The organism is Maribacter spongiicola, from assembly GCF_052119685.1.
GTDB classification, from domain to species: Bacteria; Bacteroidota; Bacteroidia; order Flavobacteriales; family Flavobacteriaceae; genus Maribacter; species Maribacter spongiicola_A.
The window spans coordinates 15,589-32,721 of the sequence record NZ_JBGQOO010000017.1; the positions used below are offsets into that span (position 1 = coordinate 15,589).

The 17,133-nt window shown below is 31.7% G+C and carries 9 protein-coding genes; 1 reads left to right on the plus strand and 8 read right to left on the minus strand.

The annotated features are described in order from the left end of the window. The 3 genes from ACEN2N_RS17725 to ACEN2N_RS17735 are packed head-to-tail and all read right to left on the minus strand — an operon-like array spanning position 1 to position 3,282. Positions 1-1,395, minus strand: a complete 1,395-nt coding sequence (locus ACEN2N_RS17725) for a hypothetical protein (protein ID WP_441825571.1) — start codon at positions 1,393-1,395, stop codon at positions 1-3. A 10-nt stretch (positions 1,396-1,405) separates the two neighbouring features. Further along, positions 1,406-1,810, minus strand: a complete 405-nt coding sequence (locus tag ACEN2N_RS17730) for a hypothetical protein (RefSeq protein ID WP_441825572.1) — start codon at positions 1,808-1,810, stop codon at positions 1,406-1,408. After that, positions 1,810-3,282 (minus strand): hypothetical protein, encoded by a 1,473-nt coding sequence (locus ACEN2N_RS17735; RefSeq protein ID WP_441825573.1) that lies wholly within the window; start codon positions 3,280-3,282, stop codon positions 1,810-1,812. Before ACEN2N_RS17735 ends, ACEN2N_RS17730 begins: the two co-directional genes overlap by 1 nt. A 256-nt stretch (positions 3,283-3,538) precedes the next feature. Between ACEN2N_RS17735 and ACEN2N_RS17740 the strand changes: the two genes are divergently transcribed. Continuing rightward, positions 3,539-3,841, plus strand: a complete 303-nt coding sequence (locus tag ACEN2N_RS17740) for a DUF6804 family protein (protein WP_441825574.1) — start codon at positions 3,539-3,541, stop codon at positions 3,839-3,841. Here the strand turns inward: ACEN2N_RS17740 and brxL are convergent. Genes brxL through brxC form a run of 5 tightly spaced genes read right to left on the minus strand, consistent with a single transcriptional unit; the run spans position 3,838 to position 17,130 of the window. Further along, on the minus strand, positions 3,838-5,889 hold the full coding sequence (gene brxL / locus ACEN2N_RS17745; protein WP_441825575.1) for a protease Lon-related BREX system protein BrxL: 2,052 nt from the start codon (positions 5,887-5,889) through the stop codon (positions 3,838-3,840). The genes ACEN2N_RS17740 and brxL overlap by 4 nt on opposite strands. An 11-nt stretch (positions 5,890-5,900) precedes the next feature. Continuing rightward, positions 5,901-8,135 (minus strand): hypothetical protein, encoded by a 2,235-nt coding sequence (locus tag ACEN2N_RS17750; protein ID WP_441825576.1) that lies wholly within the window; start codon positions 8,133-8,135, stop codon positions 5,901-5,903. Continuing rightward, positions 8,135-9,823, minus strand: coding sequence for an ATP-dependent nuclease (locus tag ACEN2N_RS17755; protein ID WP_441825577.1), 1,689 nt, complete (start codon positions 9,821-9,823; stop codon positions 8,135-8,137). Before ACEN2N_RS17755 ends, ACEN2N_RS17750 begins: the two co-directional genes overlap by 1 nt. Before the next feature lie 3 nt (positions 9,824-9,826). Further along, the gene (pglX, locus tag ACEN2N_RS17760; protein WP_441825578.1) at positions 9,827-13,513 is read right to left on the minus strand and encodes a BREX-1 system adenine-specific DNA-methyltransferase PglX; all 3,687 of its coding nucleotides are present in this window, start codon (positions 13,511-13,513) and stop codon (positions 9,827-9,829) included. 5 nt (positions 13,514-13,518) lie between these two features. Beyond that, a complete protein-coding gene (brxC, locus tag ACEN2N_RS17765; RefSeq protein WP_441825579.1) occupies positions 13,519-17,130 on the minus strand; it encodes a BREX system P-loop protein BrxC in 3,612 nt (1,203 codons plus the stop codon). Positions 17,131-17,133: the final 3 nt, after the last annotated feature.

The window sequence follows — 17,133 nt, forward strand, 5'->3', positions numbered from 1 at the left end:
CTATTTTTCTTTAACTAAATTTTCAGTTGCCAAGTAGAAATTTTCAACAAACCGATTTTCAATATTTACAGACTTATTAATTTGCTTAGATGTTTTACTCAACTTCTCAGTAAAACGTTCGTAGTTACTAAGACCCTGTAGAAATCCTCCATTCTTTAATTGAATTCCTTTTATACTATCCAAAACATTTTCATTGCTTTCTTCTAGGGTAAAAGGATTAAAGCCTCTTTCGTTTTCTGACATCTGTACCAGCCACTGCCAATAGGCATCATTAAAACCTCTTAATGTCGAGTAAAAATCTCCTGCTAAGAAATTTGAATTTATACCAGTGTTAGCAGCAAAATTCATATCTAATTTATTTCTCAACTTCGTTTTACAGTACAAATGAAACAGATAATATTGCGTAAGAGGTTTGAAAATAGTATGCTTGGTCGTATCGTTTAAATCATTGAATGTTATACTATTGACATCATTCTCAATTCCAAACTCCTTCACTACATTTTCATCACTTTCTGGACTGTTTGCGAAGTTTAAAATGGCAAGTGCAGATGCCAACTCTATAAAATGTGCGTCGTTTTTTTGAGCAGTACTACCTTCATTATTCTCATAGTCTTTATTAACATCATCACCTATGTAGTACATTGCATTTACACTATCGTTAACACCATGTTGATAATACCTAAGTGCAGCTTTTGTTTTAGATACGAATGTAGATTTCTCAATATCACTGCCCTCATCTTTTCTAACTCCAAAATATGGTAAAACAGAAATAGCTCCTATTTGTGCACTTTGTAACAGTGAAAAATTGTCCAGTGAAGAATCCGCAGAACGAATGTTCTTAAGTAATAGTGGAAAACCAGAAGCTCCTGTACCCCCAAAAATAGAAGAGATAATAAATATTTTATCTCCTTGAGCGAAGCTACTTGCAAATGCCTTAAAATCATCAGATTGATTAAACTGATTTAACACCACGCTACCCATATTTGGGTTTCCCTTAAACCCGACCTCCATATCTGCATTTAAGTTCTTTTCACTAAAAAGAAGCGATATTAAAGCCTTGTTTTTACTATCTAAAGTACCATAGTCTATAAACTCTTTAAATCGTTTGTTAGAATTCTGAACCTTAATACTAAAATTTGGAGTTAAGGCATCGATTGGCGTTTTAAAGAATTCGTTTTTTGATGAAGTATCAAAACTTAATTCTTTTCTAATTTTTTGATAATGCCTTAATATATTGGTAGTCTTACTGACATCACCATTAGCAGAATCTGGGTCAATTATTATAGGAACTATTGAATCGCTTTTACAAGCAACACCAGATGCTAATAAAAAACTCAATGATTTAAGTACTCGTGCACCAGTACCTCCTATTCCGAAAACGTATAATTTGGACATATTTTTTTATTTAAAAAGGTACATGAGATGAGTTAGTGCTTTTCCATTTTATTAATAGAGAAAACAAGAACATAATGATGCAAGCGTATACCATATTGGTAGCTGAAAAAATTAGATTTTCAACAGTGTAATCTGTGGGTAATTGACCTACTTCATAGAAACTATTTTCTACAGTTACGTAAGCAATAACAAATGCAAAAACACCTACTATCAACAACCATAGTGACCACACCCATAGCTTGCTGGTTTTTGGTCTATCAAATACATAATAGTATAAAAAAGTACATACTAATACCATAGGCACTGTGTATAGTGCAACAACAGTGTAGAAGTTATTATCATACATTATGGTTGAGAAAGTATCCAAATAATTGAAGCCCCATAATTCATAAACATTAGCAATTAAATTTGACATTATTTTCTGGTTTTTCGTTTTAAAATGATTATTACAATTAAGCCGATAATAAGTAGTACAAAGAGAATTCCAAATACTGTTCCTAGAAAGGAACTTGATTTTGGTTTTTCTATGGTAATATCTATATCAAAATAGCTTACTTTTTTAGTGGCTTGTAAATAAGCTTCTGAGATACCGTTTATTAGGTAATCAAGACCAAAAGTTTTGCTTTGCTTATTTGTATTAATAGTTAAGTCGGTATCATCTAATAGACTAGATTCTTTTACCCATTGTGGAATATTATTTTTAAGTCGAAAACTTAGATTTTCACTATTTGGATTTGTCGATTGAAATATAAAAGCATGTGTAGCATTAAATGCCATATAGTTTAAATCTGTTTTAGAAATTGGCTGCTTCTCTCCGTTGCTGAAAATTATATTCCCATCCTCTATTTGTCCTATTTCAAATAGGGTATAATCATCATTCTCCAGTTCATAATTTTCAATATTGGTGATGTAATTATTGGTTACAGCAAGTGATGATAAATCGACAGCAATTGCCATTTGAAAAGTAACATCTCCTCTGCCACTATCTTCCACTTCAATTTTTCTTACCTGACCATTAATTTCGCTACCTCTAACTGGCTTAATTCTTCCAACATTATAAGTAGAGCTAAGCACAGTAAAATCTTCAACTTTAAAATCCTCTGCAGTAAGTAAATATTCATTAGAATACCCTTTATACTTAGGAAACTTTGGTCCAATTTGTTTAGTAAATTGCTTGATAGTACTCTGTTCGCCTATAACAGCTAAATAATAAGGTCTTAGCCCATTAAAACTTTTACCATCATCATTAAAATCATAATACTTGCCATCATAATCACTCGTATACTGATAAACATTGGTCGTGAGTTTTTGTCCTTCTTTATCTGCTGTTAAAAAAACATTCCTTGTCAAGGCTTGTTGTTCCCCTAAAAGATTAACCGTATTTCCCTTTTTAATGGAATAAATAAAGTCTGAAACTAAAATTGAAACACTATTTTCTTCTATCTCTGACGTTACTTGTCTAAAAATGTCATTTAAATCACTTGAACCTGTTTGCCCAATCTTAATAGAATTAGGACTTAACTTATCGGCAAAATTGATAACTCCTGTCTTAATAGGGTTGTTATGTATTTTGGTATTAACAAAATAAATCTCAATATTGTCTTCGTTATACTCATACTTCAAATCAACCAGTAAATTCTGAAGCATATCCTTCAACTGTGTTCTTCCATTCACATAGCCGAACATGCTCCCCGAATTTTCTATATACAGTTTAACTTTTAAGGCTTTCTGCTCTATTATGGTAGGTTCAGGTGTTTCTACACTAGCTGTTGTATCTATCGCCACGGCCGGCTCTGTCTTAGTCACTCTACGTTCTGATCTTTCACAAGAACAGAAGACTAGTAATAGAATAGTGATAACACTAAATTGAAATAAAGTCTTTCTCATTAAGAAGTTTCCTTTAGTAATTAAGTGCTAAATGTAAAGCGACCTTATATTTTATGTTTACGGGATTCCGTAAAGGGGCTATATTTTTTATTCTAATCGATGATTTACCACCCTAGATATCGGCTTAACATCATATAGTGTTGGATGATATAGTAAAATAAATAGAGTGATTACGGGAATCCGCAATAGTTATTAAAATATAATATTGACTTTAGTATTCTTTAAATAGTGGTAACCCTAAATCATCTAAGTAATAATGAAGATTATAGTCCTAATCAAAATAACTCTAGCACTACTCTTCTTCTTATGCCTACTAGACATGCCCTACGGCTACTTTCAATTAGTACGCTTTTTAGCATTAGTGGGTTTTGGATTTTTAGCATACAAGGCAAATGAAGAAGACAAAAGCGAACAGGTATTTATTTATATAGCCCTTGCCCTACTCTTTCAACCTTTCTACAAAATAGCTTTGGGTAGGGAGATTTGGAATATGGTAGATGTTGTGGTTGGTGTAGCGTTACTAGCCTCTATATTATTAGATAAAAAAAGAATAAACTAATCCCCCAATATCCCTTTTTGCATCAGCATTTGATTATTAGAATAAAAAGGAACATCCGTATTTCCTAAAACAGATGCAGGAACGTTAGCCAATTCATTTAGATTATCCATTGGAACAATTACTGTTTTAGCCCCATTCTCAGAAAGCATTGTAATTTTATCTGCAAAATTTATGGCTCTTTCAACAGCTCCTCCAACAGATAAATTACCAAGTACTGCTAATCCTGGTTTCAGATTTTTCTTATAAATAGCTGATATCATAGCCATATAAACAGCAGAACCAATACCCGTAGACATACTTGCTCCTAACATATTTGTTACTTGAATGGACACATCGAAGTTCTTTAATGAGTGTTGCTCATTTAAAATGCTTTTTTCATTTGCCTTGATATAAAGGAACGTATTTTTTATATTCTCTTTTACTTGTGTATTACTTACTCCTGAAATATTTAGTTTCCCTGAGCCAGAAGTGATAACCGCTTCAATTCTTACCAATGCCATATTTTCTCCGTCACTAGTTGATGTATAGCAAACACCTGGTGGCAATGGCGTATTTTCAATCAGGTTAGACCCTTTTTCTTCAGGAAGTCCAACATAATGTTCTTCTTGCGTCTCTTTATCTATGTATGAGAAATTGGTGTCCCAAAACTCCATACCTCCAATTCTTTTTAATTGTTCTTTTACCCTTCTACGCATCTCTATAGCCAATTCTAGATACTCTCTTATATCTTCTTTTGTGAATTCGCCATTAGGATGCATTAGTTTAATTAAACCCGATACGGTCTTTTTAACTGGTTTTGTATCTCTTTGCTTTAAATGAGATCCTAAAGAAAAGAATTCATCCAATGCATCTGTATATGTTACTTTTCTAAAAGACTTCAAACATTCAGAAAAATAATCGGTACTAAACCCAAAATTACTTGTGAAATTTGAAGGCGAGAATTTTATCATCTCCCAACCAGGTAGGTAAAAGTGTATTCTATCTAAAAAGGCTGTATCATTATTTACTTCATCAGATAATGCACTAAATAAATGGCTGGTTTGTAAAACTGTTTCTACTGGTTGGTTGATATTTCCATTTAAAATAATTGATGCAACACCTGTAATTTCCCCTCCAGCACCTGCTCTTGAAAAAGAACCAGATTCCATGTAATCTTTCATTAATGGTATTGCATCTTTTTCCTTAAATATTTTGTCTGTAGCCTCATCAAAACAAATTGCATCCCATTGACCAACAGCTCCTACTTTGCCTGAACCACCGTGAACAAATAATTTAGCAACAGTACCTTGACCACCTGAAACTAAAACTGCATATGGGGTCAGCTCTTTAAAAACAAATGATTTACCGGTAGAACGAGGACCAAGTTCTACAAAGTTAAAGTTAGCTTCTACCATTGGTATTAACCTAGAGAGCAATAACATTTTAACTCTCTCTGACATTCCTTCTGACTCTGGCTCATAACCACAACTCCTAAGTAATACATCTAACCATTCTTTTTTAGAGAACTCACTTCTTTTATTAATCAGCTTAGAATTATCAAAGGTTGATAATTGTATTGGTTTTATATCTTGAATTACAAAGGGTGTTCCTTTACTCCCATCTTTGGAATAAGCATCATATTCAATATCAATAATAGCCCAAATACCACCCATTAACATTTTGTCGTGTTCTGTTACCATAGCATCAGAAATCACACCATTTTTAATGTTACTATTTTGTAGATGCGCCCAATAAACATCTTTTGCAGTATCTAATTTTACTGAGATTTTATCTATGATTTTATACGTACCTTTTTCACGTATTCTAGATTGAATTAAATCGCTTTCTTCAGGGTTTACATAATGCTCAGAAAGAATTTTCTTCACATTTTCCATACCCTCTCTTATTTTTTCTTCATCATCTGTAGAACATGAATTAGCAATCAAATACTCTAAAACAAAGACGGGTACATTAGCACCAATTTTTACTGACCTTACAAGGTCTTTCTTTACAACATACCCTCTAAAGTTGTCTAATAGCTTATTATCTAATTGATCTAAAATTATCATGCTTATATTTTTTAAAGTAAACCACCTAAATCTCTAGCTGAACTTTGAGATACAATGGCTTTATCTAACTGTTCTTTTGTACTGGCATCTAAAACTTTGATTTCTATATTTGTACTAGAATCAAATTGATACTCCTTTTTTGTTTCTTCCCCTTTTACAATGGTGATGATATCGCTTTTGCTTATTTCCTTTCCATTAGAAAAGAATAGTAAAATAACTTTACGTTCTGAAGCAAACAAACTGTCAGAATCAGAATTACCTTTTAGCTTTACAGAGTATAGGTTCCCTATAACTTCTTTTAAATCAGCTTTATTAGTAATAACGACTTCTAATAAATCAGCATTTTCGTTATTATTTGTCCATTTAAAAAAAGGAATTACCGTTTCTTGAGGCGACATACCTCCATGACTAAAACCATAAACTCCTGGTGTTTTAAATGGTCCTAATCTTTTTGCATAATAACAGTATTCAAAAACTTGATATTTTTCTTGTCTTTCAATAAGTAAATCTTCATCAAAAGATTGTTGTGTTTTACTTCTAATATACCTTTCGCTTTTATTTACTGAACCCGAAAAATTAATATCAATTTTATCTGAGTTTTCAAGCACACCTGTTAGTGTAAAACCGTGATCAGTTATTAAATAGACTTGTTTATAGCCGTTTTGAAGTAATTGCTTTATTTTTTGAGCAAAGGTGTTGGCAACTGCATCAAAATACTTTAATGCTTTTTGTTGGTAGGTCTCTCCTAGCTTATCAGGATCTTTATAACTACATATTAAATAATTAGCAGTATCTGTTGCTTCATTAACATTCTCTAAATCAATAAAAGCGATATCTTTTTCAGCATTCGTTTTTAATAAATATTTCTCTCTGTCTTTTTTAGTTGGTAGTACCTCTCCTGTAGCTATATATAATTGACTCATATTATGTTCTGTCTCTGATGGCAAACCTGCAAAAAGATATTTTTTTGTTAGCTCGTAATCAGATTTATCGAAAGATGCAATGATATCTTGTGCAAATTCCCAAGACACACCATCACCGACAACAATTGCGGTATGGCTAGTATGCTTGTCTAAAATTTCTTGAATTTTTCCTGTTTGGTCAGATTTATACTCATCTATATAGCGAAACCACTTATCAAGATATCTAGACGCCAAGTCTTTATAATATTCTTGTATAGGTTCCATAATTTCTTTGTGTGTAAGAAACTCACTGTATAGCTTACGAATAGCCTGGTCTACCTTGTAAAAATGTTTGATGTAAAAATCTACAGCTTGTTGAAAAGTACTGATTTGATTGATGTTTTTAGCATCAAATTCTAATAGCACTTTTACTTCTTTCCAAAAGGTAATTTCTAATCTATTAGCTGACCTATCAATATTTCTTTTATTTACCTTAGGTAAGATAGTAGTGATATACTTACTATCGTTAATATGCTGCCCTATATCTTTTAACCAAAGTATATCTACATTTTTAAAGGGATGAGAAGGATGGATATCAAATGGGTTTGTCTTTTCTCCTGATTTGTATTTTTCCAAATACTTAAAAAAGGACTTTTGATATGTCAAACTATCCAACCAAGTCTTGTAAACATTTAATAAGACAGGGTTTGTCGTATTGTTCCATAGACCATCTAATAGTTCATTAGCGACTTCTGATGCTAATGTTTGAGCGGGTTTTTTAATATAGGTTTGCCCAATTAATTCAGATATTTTTTTATAAAAAATCTCTTGTGTACTCTTATCAAACTTTTTTACGAAAGCTTTTGGATCATCTAGAAAAGGAAGCAATTCTTTCTCTAAATCAAATATTTCTGAAGCGCCTTTATGACTTAAATCCATCCAATAGGTTTGGTCTTTACCAAGACTTATTTTTGCTGCTGATATTAATTCCTCTTTAGGTAGATTGATATTTAAATTTAGATGCTGACTCACCTTTTTCTTGATATAATGCTCCAGGTATTTAATCTCAATATTACCATTGGTTTCACAATACTCCCGAATGAATTTAAGCTCTGCTTTTGGAGTGTTGGTATATATTAAAATTTTATTTCCATCAGTAAAGTTTTTTTCAATCTCATACTTGACTTTAAGTTCTTCAATTTCATTTGACGTTGTATAAACCTGAACATCATTCTTAATGTCATCCATTAAAAATGAAGCCTCTTTAGATTCGTCTATAAATACAGCAATAGGATGTGATGCTAGTATTTTTTCTATATCTTTTTTAAACCAGTTGTCTATCATTATTCTGTAGTTTGTAGTTGAAACAAATTTTGTATTTCATTAAAAATTATTTCAAAATTTGAAAATTCATTAGACGCAAGACTTTCAACACTATCTGAAAACTGATTTTTGTCTCCTTCTATATTAAACACATTTGTACCTAAAATACCAGGACCTTTCATGCCATGATATTCTAGAACATCATTATCGAAGTAATGTTCTATCACAAAATATCGTTGAAGCAAATCGTCTGCAGTAATAAAATTAGCCCGAAAGTCAGGCACGGGTAGTAGCAAAGCGTAAATATTTTTATCAACATGTTTCCTGCTTTTTAAAGTTAAGTTATGTTGTTCAAACACATTTTTATTTACTCCTCTAAACTGTTCATTACCTTCTCTATCATTATCAAATAAACCTACTAACCTAAGGTTATTTGATATTGTGGATACTAATTCAATCGTACGTCTAACAAAATCTGCATTACCTGTTCTTTTATCCTCATCTAAATTTAAACCCGAAGAAATAAATAAAAATGGATTAATTTCATCATCATTTAATTTTACCCAAGCTGTCTCAAGAATTTTCTTGTCTGTTTTACCTTCGGTTATTACAATAATTTTACCTTCTTCTTCTTCAGATAAACTAAGTAAAGTCCCTGCTAATGATGAAACTACCGAGCTATAACTGTCCTTGGGTAAGCTTTTAATAATTCCTTCTAAAATATTTATCTTATTAAGAAAGAAGAGCTCTCCTTCGTCAGCTTTTTGAATTAATCTATCATTATGTGATATCAAGAATACTTGATTATTTTCATCGCTTCTCAACTCATCTATTAAAGCTGATTGTAAGTTAGAATGAACATGTGAGTCAGGCTCATCAATTAATAAAATATTTAAACAGTGATCTGCTCTGTTTATAAATTCAAGTGTTGACAGGATCTCTAATACTTGCAAAATTCCGCTTCCAACTAAAGATAAATCAACTTCTTTTTTGCCCTCTTCCTGAATTGTAATTCTAACGTACTCTTCATCTTGTTTACTTTTATTTTTACGCCTTATCGTAAGTTTGGTCTTGAAAATATTTTCTAGCTTATCTTCAATCGTTTTAAATTTTGTTTCTCCATCTTCACATTTTAAAAGTTTGTTTCTAATTACTTCATGCGATTTTCCTAAAGAAATTTTCTTTAGTAATTGTGCATTATTATAAAAAGGTTCGTTTTTTATTGAATGAAATACAGGTCTCGTTTGGTATAGATAAATGGCATTACTAAGATTTAAACCAAGTTCAATAATTTTATCTCTAAAACTTTTAAAACTTAACGCTGTAAACTTAACTCTGAAATAGGTATCTATACTTCCTGGCTTTTCAAGTGAAATTTTTAATGGGTATGATACATCTTCATGAGAAAACTCTACAGTTATGGTTAACTTCTTTTTTGATTGAATATTAAACACATCATTTATAACCGAAAGCCTTAAAAAAAATAAATTCTCAAATGGGAGGTACCGTGGTGTATTTGTTCCGTAAAAATTTTGATGATTCTTTTGAACCAAACAATCAAAACTTACTTTCCATAATTGTAAGGCTTCTAACAGTGTAGATTTTCCTACATTATTTTCGCCAACAATAAAATTAAAATTTTCATTGCAGTTAATTTTTACTTTCGGGTATGCTTTAAAATTATCTATAGAAACACTTTTTATTCTCATAACCTACCAATCTGCGTTTAAATATTTCTTCAATTGCCCTTTGTTAAGCACCTCATAAGCCAACATCCCTTTATTTTGTAATGGTGCTATGTTTTTACCAACACCATCATCTAAAATAGGATCATAGCCCTCTGCTAGCAACTCATCTATTTTTTGTTTGAAGACTTCTATTTCTTTTAGTTGCTTGTAAATGGTATCCAGCTTATTTTGCTCCTTTGCCGTTAGCACAGATTTTGCTCTCAAATCGCTTTGGTGATTGTCTAAAGCACGCTCACGTAGCTCTATGTAACGCGAACGAATACTCAACAACTTATCTCTATTCCATTTGTAAATAATGATGTAACAATCGAACCCTTGCTCTGGACCAGAAGTTAAATGCCAAATAAATGGTGTTTTTGGTAAATACATAAACAGATTTAAGTGATCTGAAAATGATTTAAAAAAATGGTGGTTGATATACTCGTTTAATTCTCTCCCCAACACAGAATCAAAACTTGAGTATTGTGCCATAGAAAAGCCTTTTTCTATAAATTTTTCTTCTACACGATCTAACAATACTTTTTCACCTGCATTTGGTACTAAGGGTATAATACCGTCAACATCTTCTAATAAAATTTCTCGTAATAGATCTGCCAAGAACTCCATAGCTAAATCATTCATACGCTGTTTTGGTACTACGTTACTTTCTTTAAACCAATACCACACGTTTATAGGGTTGATTTGATGACGAATACAAAAGGCTTCTAAATCATTATTGCTTTGGTAGAGCTGCGGAAACTCATTTTCTATGGCTTCTCTCGTACTTGCCTCAAACTCTTGCTCTGTTAGGTTCTTGATATAATCTCTAATATTGTCTAATGGAAACTCATCAACCTCACTAGCCAAATAAGCAGCCTTAGCAGCAGTACTTAATGGTAATGACCCAATACTTTCACCTTCTTTTGCCAAAACCATAGCTTTGTCAGTTTCTGTTAACTCATAAATTTTAAATATTTTATCATTGATAATAGATTCATTTACAAGTACATGAGAACGTATATAGTTCTCATAATTCAAATATTTAAAGTAAAGATTAGAAAACTTTACTTTATTAAATTTATTAAATGGTCCACCATTAAAATATGGATCATTTATCTTAAAAGAGTCAACTTTTTGTTCAATTATTTCATTTAATATACTTAATTGTGAAACTTCTGATTCAACATGTTTTTCTGGGATAACAAACGGAATTCTTTTTAAGTCTCCAACTTGTGTGGAAACAGTGGGATTAAGACAACCAAGAATATAAGCAGATAGCTTACTATTCAAAAAAGCCAGAGAGTAATATATATTATCATACTTATTCTGAAATATGGAAGAACCAGAAACGTCAAAAATTGAATTTTCAGGTAGTACTCTAAAAGATGGATTTACGCCACTAAAAGTATATGTAATTCCCTTTTTAAAGAAAGAATCTTTATTTCTAAGAATAGCTTTTTTCTCGTTTTTGAGTATTTTTCCATTATTCTCCCAATTTAATGCTAACCACATATTTCCAGACCATTTTTTATAAGATCCACCTTTAGCGTATGGCATCCATTTATTCTTCTCTGGATCTAAATTTTTAAAAAAATCTTCAACGCACACCTCCCACCAAAATCTTAAATATTTATTATTCCCTCCTGAATTAATACCAACTTTAGGATCCAACACTTCATCCAAACTTGGATTTAAGAATTTTTTTCTAAACCGATCAGATATCCAATAAATAAAGGGATAGTTATTTATTTTTTTTAGTTCGTCGGTTTGCAAAACAAATACTCTATCACTCAACTTTCCATTGATAACATCTCTTAAAGAGTTCTCAAATGTTTCTTTTTTATCTTTCTCTTGAATATTTGAAGATAGTTGAAAAAAGGTGCTTTTTTCTCTTGATCTACTTTTAGACAGCACATAAAATGCTGGTGCCGAGGCGTATCCTCCAGCAAATAAATTGACTCTATCCAAACCCCAATCTGCAAAAACATCTATATGAGCTTCATTCAACATAAGAACTCGTACATCTTCAAAACTTTTTATAAACATAAATGAATATGGGTGAATCATAGCCATTTTACCATCTTCATTAGTTAATTCAAAGCATCTTCTAATGAACGTTGAGTATAAGTTTGTATGAAACTTACCTGATCCTTTGTAATTACTATCTATGAATTTTTTAAGTTCGATACCAAAATCACTACTATCTGTAAATGGTGGATTAGCTGTTGCAACATCATACTTTTGTGAAATCAATTTTAAAAAGGTAATGGCATCTTTAGTTTTATCGGTTAAAAACGAGTTGCCTTGTTGAGTAGCATATTGGGTAACTGCAGTTTCTAAGTTTTTAAAAAACTCGTTTTTAAACCGGTTGTATTCGGTTACTTCTTGAGCGTCAAACAACGTTATGCCGTCTTGGTTTAAAATGCCGTGTAATTTTATACTTAGTTTTTCTTCTATGCGTATTAACGAGCCAAACTTATGGGCGTCTTGCAGGTCAATCCAAATTTCTTCAATAATGGCTAGTTGCTTTGCATCAGTAACACCTTGCTTAAACAGCGGATATACAAAATCGAAATCTGGCAAATTAAAATCTGAGCTTACCACGTTAAAATTAAGCTTACCAATGCTTCTACGCTTTTGTTTGGCTTTAATCCATAAGCCTAATTGTGCTAATTGTATAGCACGGTCATCTAAATCTACACCGTGTAAATTGTTTTCTATAATGAGCTGTGCAATATCATCTTCATCATAATCTGCACCGTAATTGTCTATTTGGTCTTCGTACAACTTATAGAAAAACTCAAAAGCATAGAGCAAGAAATTACCAGAACCAGACGCTGGATCTATCAGTTTTATCTCGTGTAAAGGTTTTGGGTCTCTACTACGTGTTTTAGGTGCATTGGCAATTTTGTAATTGTCTTTTATTTCAGAATCTGGGTATATTTCTAAATACATTTTTCCTAAAGAATTCTGTACTAAAAATTCTACCACCCAACGCGGTGTATATACTTGAGACTGTAAACTAACTTTATTGTATTCTGTTTTGTCCTTACTGTCTTTGTGTGCTTGTTTTTTTACATTGTTATAGCTTTCGTACAACCAACCTAAAATATCATCGCTCTGCCAAATGTTTTCTTCTATTTGGCCGTCTTGTGCAACTGCATTAAAAGCTTCAATTATTTGGTTTAAATCTATAACATACGGTAATAATGCATACGGATAGTTTTTATGAAATAAGGGTATGCTTTCTCCTAATTGGTTAAACTCGTATTTAAAATAGTTACGTAAGCCTTCCAATTCTTCAATACGCATCTCAGGGTTTTGCTCTAACCACACTTTATGTCCAAAAGAACGATCACCGTGTTCAGCCTCTTTAATTACAATTGGTGGAAATAACTGATGCGCTTCCATCACTTTTATGGATGCCAAACGGTTAAACAGTGTAAACGTAAGTTCATCTAAGGCTTTTTCTCGAGCAGCTTCATAACTTCCTGTCTCTGCTTTGTGACTATTGATTAAAATATCAATTTTATGTCGCTTAGCTTGAGATGCTTCTGGTATTTTGTTTATGTCTAACTCTTTGGTTGGACCAATACCAAAACGCGCAAATTCGTTATTAAAAGATTTATATATAAGCGTACGTATGTGCTCTACGTGATCGGATAATTTCATAATGGTTAGTTATTCACAGTTAATTCTACTTCATCATCATTATCCATACCTGCCATAGCCTGTAATTGCGCAGAAAGAATAGTTTTGTACTCCCTGGTAGTCATTACTTTTTTCGCAATAGTTAATTGCAACTTTTTAGGCTGTTTTGGTTGTTTTGGATCTGCTGGTTTTGGCGCTTCTTTTACAAAACCGCCAGATAGCATTTGTAAGTCCGTTTCTTTTGCAGGAACTAGTGCGATGTAGTTTAAAATATCTGACAATGAATAATCGCTGTCTTGACAGTTGATATGATATTCTAAACGTACACCTTTTACAATTCTATCTTGGCAATAGGTTTGCAAGCCTTTAAGTTTAGAAAGGCTGTTTGTATTTAATTCTGCAGGATAATTTTTAGATAAATCAGTAAGCGCTTGTTCTACTTTTTGCTTTAACGTCGTATAGCTAGTAGACATAACAGCTGCATTGGTATCCATTAATGTGTAGTACTCATCTTTAATGGTTTGTGCAGCATTCTGGATATCTGCAAAATGTTCTATAATATCTTTTTTATAAGCTTCATTAAATTGAACGCTTGTACTACTTACCAAGTCGTTTATGATACCTGCCTTAGATAATTCTGCGCCCACACTATTTACAAAAACTCTAAAACCTTTCATTTTGTCTAGATTTTTTTTAATAAATTTTTCGGCTTTCGCAATACTTTTAATAGCTGCGATGTAGTCATCTTTAGTATTTAAAAAATCTTCCGCTTTCTCGATATAGTTAGCCTCTGTAGTCTTACCTGTATAATTTTGCAACACATCTTTTTGACTACTTACTTTAGTAAATAGTTTCTCGAAATCAGGAATAGTGTTTTTTAAAGCACTTAAATATGCTATGTACTTTTCTGCAAGTTGCGTAGTAGAATCTGATGCTTCAAAATCGCTTACATTCCAACCCAGTTTTCTGTTGGTATGCTTTTCAAAATCCAGATCTAATAAACATTGAATTAGCTCATTTTTTTGAGAAGCATCTAATGTTTTAGTAATAGATTTATAACGTGCTGATCTAAACTTTATACTCTGGTTAAATACTTCATGAACCGCTTTATCCGTATACGAGAAATACTCCGTATCATTATACTTAATAACCAAACGACCCGCTCTAAACAATACTGCCAACGCTGTAGAGATAGATCCATAAGCATATCCCCAAGGTGCGATAGTAAGTTCTTCTTCTAGACTTTTACCATCAATATATCTAGTTTTAATTTTTGCGGTAATCTCTTCTATAATCTTTAAGTGATCTCCTGTAAAATTACCATTAGCATCAAAAAATTTAAATTCATCTCCTGAGAAAAAACGATGCAATTTTTCAGCATTAGACTCTATAATCAATTTAGCACCTATAGATTCAGATAACTGACTTGATAGCCGTTTAGTATAAATGTTCTTAATTAATTTACGCTGGGTTTCATTGATATTCCCTTTAAAATTATCTTTATTTAATAAATTTTCATCAAATAGATATATTATTGAACCATTAGCATAGGCAGCTTCAATTAAGCTGATTAAATCTTTTTCTTTTTCCTCCTTTATGATACTAAAATTGCTGATAATTTGACGTTTTTTTGCATCGTCATCATTAGCATACTTCTCTTCCATATAGCCATAGCCCTTCACCTCTTCTAAAAGCCTATCTATTTCATTAAAATGAGTATTATCTGGGACTAACGTAATAAGCTCTTTGGTATATTGGGTATCTAGTTTTAAGCCTTCTATAAAATCTTGACGTTCTTCATTTATGTTAAATAGACTATATGCTGTTATTCTTAAATTTCTATTATTAGAAGAAATTATCTCATCATCTAAATCTGTTAATATGTTAAAGTTATAAGCTACAGAATCGTCATTAATTACAGCAACTTGTCTAAACATAGATAGTTTTTTCAAGTAACTAACCAGTTCTCTTTTTTTGATGAATAATTCTACATCAAAATCATTCATCTCCTCTAATAATTTCCCTTCCAAGTCAGAAGTGATTTTGTAATTACCATTAGATAGTAAAAGAATCTTAGCTTCTACCAATAAGTTAAGTGCTTCTTCAATTTTTGGTTTTAATTCGTAGTAAGATGAAATATCCTCAATATATCCCTTAGTAATATTTTCAAGGGTTGGTGAAGCTAATTCAGATTGGTTTAAAAAGTGAAGTGTTTTTAATAACAACTCACCATTTACCCCTATTTTTTTATGCTCAATTATACTCTTGGCATTGCTATACTTATTTACTAGATCTGCAGGTGGTGCTGTTTGCGCTTCAGTACATAAATCGTGCGTAGTTGTAAAACAATATAACTCTCTGTTACGTAATTCTTTCCTAAGTACATCAAATGTTGTGATAATCATACCACGAGCTGCTATTTGAGTAGCTACTAAAGCATTAGAACTAAACAGGAACTTCTGAAGTAAATCGAATTGATATTTATGGAATGGATAATACGTTGCAAACTGTTCTGCAGATTCCGTCTTCGTAGGAAATGTAGATTTTAAATTAGTTGCGTCTGTTATAAGTCCATCGTTTTTCTTGTAATAACTTAATAGATTAGTATAAGCCTCCTCTTTTTTTAATAACAACCTATTTCTTATAATCACATCAACCTCTGTAGATTCAAGGTGAATTTTAGTTTTGAAACGATCGGTAACCTTTGTTAAATGACTTTTATTTACATTAGAATTATTAATTACATCATCTAATTTTTCTTGTGCTATAGCGATGGTCCAAACCCTTCTACCCAAAGAAGAATTTGAAAGAGATTCAGATAACCCTTCTAAATCTAAAAGAGTGAATTTTTGTTGACTAATTGCTTCGCTGGCTTCATCAAATACGAAAACCAGGTTCTCGTCCGGAAATTTATTCAAATATTTTTCAAGCTGTTCTTTAAATTTTACAGCATCAAAATTTTGTATAGAATAGCTGTAAATGTTTTTGGTGTCTTCGTATTCTACTTCACTAAAATCCATAGTGGCATATACTCTACGCATTGCCTTTGCAACCTCTCTATTACTCTTTTTTATCTCAGACCAATCTTTTCCAAATAACTCTTTGGCTTTCTCTTTTAGAAAGTCATATTTATCATCAATAAAAAGCTCATACTCCATGTAACCATAAAGGTCATCTCGAAAACCAAGGCTTTTTAAAAAATTTGAAAACAAAGTAAATGCTAATCCATTGTCTGTATTCTGTTTCGCAATATCTAAGAAAACAACTTTACTATTAATCGCATCAAGTTTACGAATATCGTTTTCAATTAAGCTTTGATTGTTTACTCCTGCTAATCGAGGCATAAAACGATCTCTAGCACTTGTGCCATTTATGGTTGGATTATCAATTAAATAACCAAGCATTTTACCAAAATAAGATTTACCTGATCCGTAAAAACCAGAAAGCCAAACACCTGTTTCTTTGATATTACTAGTGTATTGCGAAACAAATTTGGATAAATGCTTTCCTAAACCTTCGGTTATAATATAAGATTCAATTTCAGACTGGATTTCATCTTGTGATTTATCCTCAAGGTCAATTACATTCTTAATATCCTCGTTTAAATCGAGTTTTAATATATCTTTAATTGTCATCATAGC

Bases quoted from the DNA above. Each gene is read 5' to 3' on its own strand.
- ACEN2N_RS17740 (WP_441825574.1), top strand. From the start codon at position 3,539: ATGAAGATTATAGTCCTAATCAAAATAACTCTAGCACTACTCTTCTTC.
- ACEN2N_RS17755 (WP_441825577.1), bottom strand. From the start codon at position 9,823: ATGAGAATAAAAAGTGTTTCTATAGATAATTTTAAAGCATACCCGAAA.
- ACEN2N_RS17735 (WP_441825573.1), bottom strand. From the start codon at position 3,282: ATGAGAAAGACTTTATTTCAATTTAGTGTTATCACTATTCTATTACTA.
- pglX (WP_441825578.1), bottom strand. From the start codon at position 13,513: ATGAAATTATCCGATCACGTAGAGCACATACGTACGCTTATATATAAA.
- ACEN2N_RS17725 (WP_441825571.1), bottom strand. From the start codon at position 1,395: ATGTCCAAATTATACGTTTTCGGAATAGGAGGTACTGGTGCACGAGTA.
- brxC (WP_441825579.1), bottom strand. From the start codon at position 17,130: ATGATGACAATTAAAGATATATTAAAACTCGATTTAAACGAGGATATT.
- ACEN2N_RS17730 (WP_441825572.1), bottom strand. From the start codon at position 1,810: ATGTCAAATTTAATTGCTAATGTTTATGAATTATGGGGCTTCAATTAT.
- ACEN2N_RS17750 (WP_441825576.1), bottom strand. From the start codon at position 8,135: ATGATAGACAACTGGTTTAAAAAAGATATAGAAAAAATACTAGCATCA.
- brxL (WP_441825575.1), bottom strand. From the start codon at position 5,889: ATGATAATTTTAGATCAATTAGATAATAAGCTATTAGACAACTTTAGA.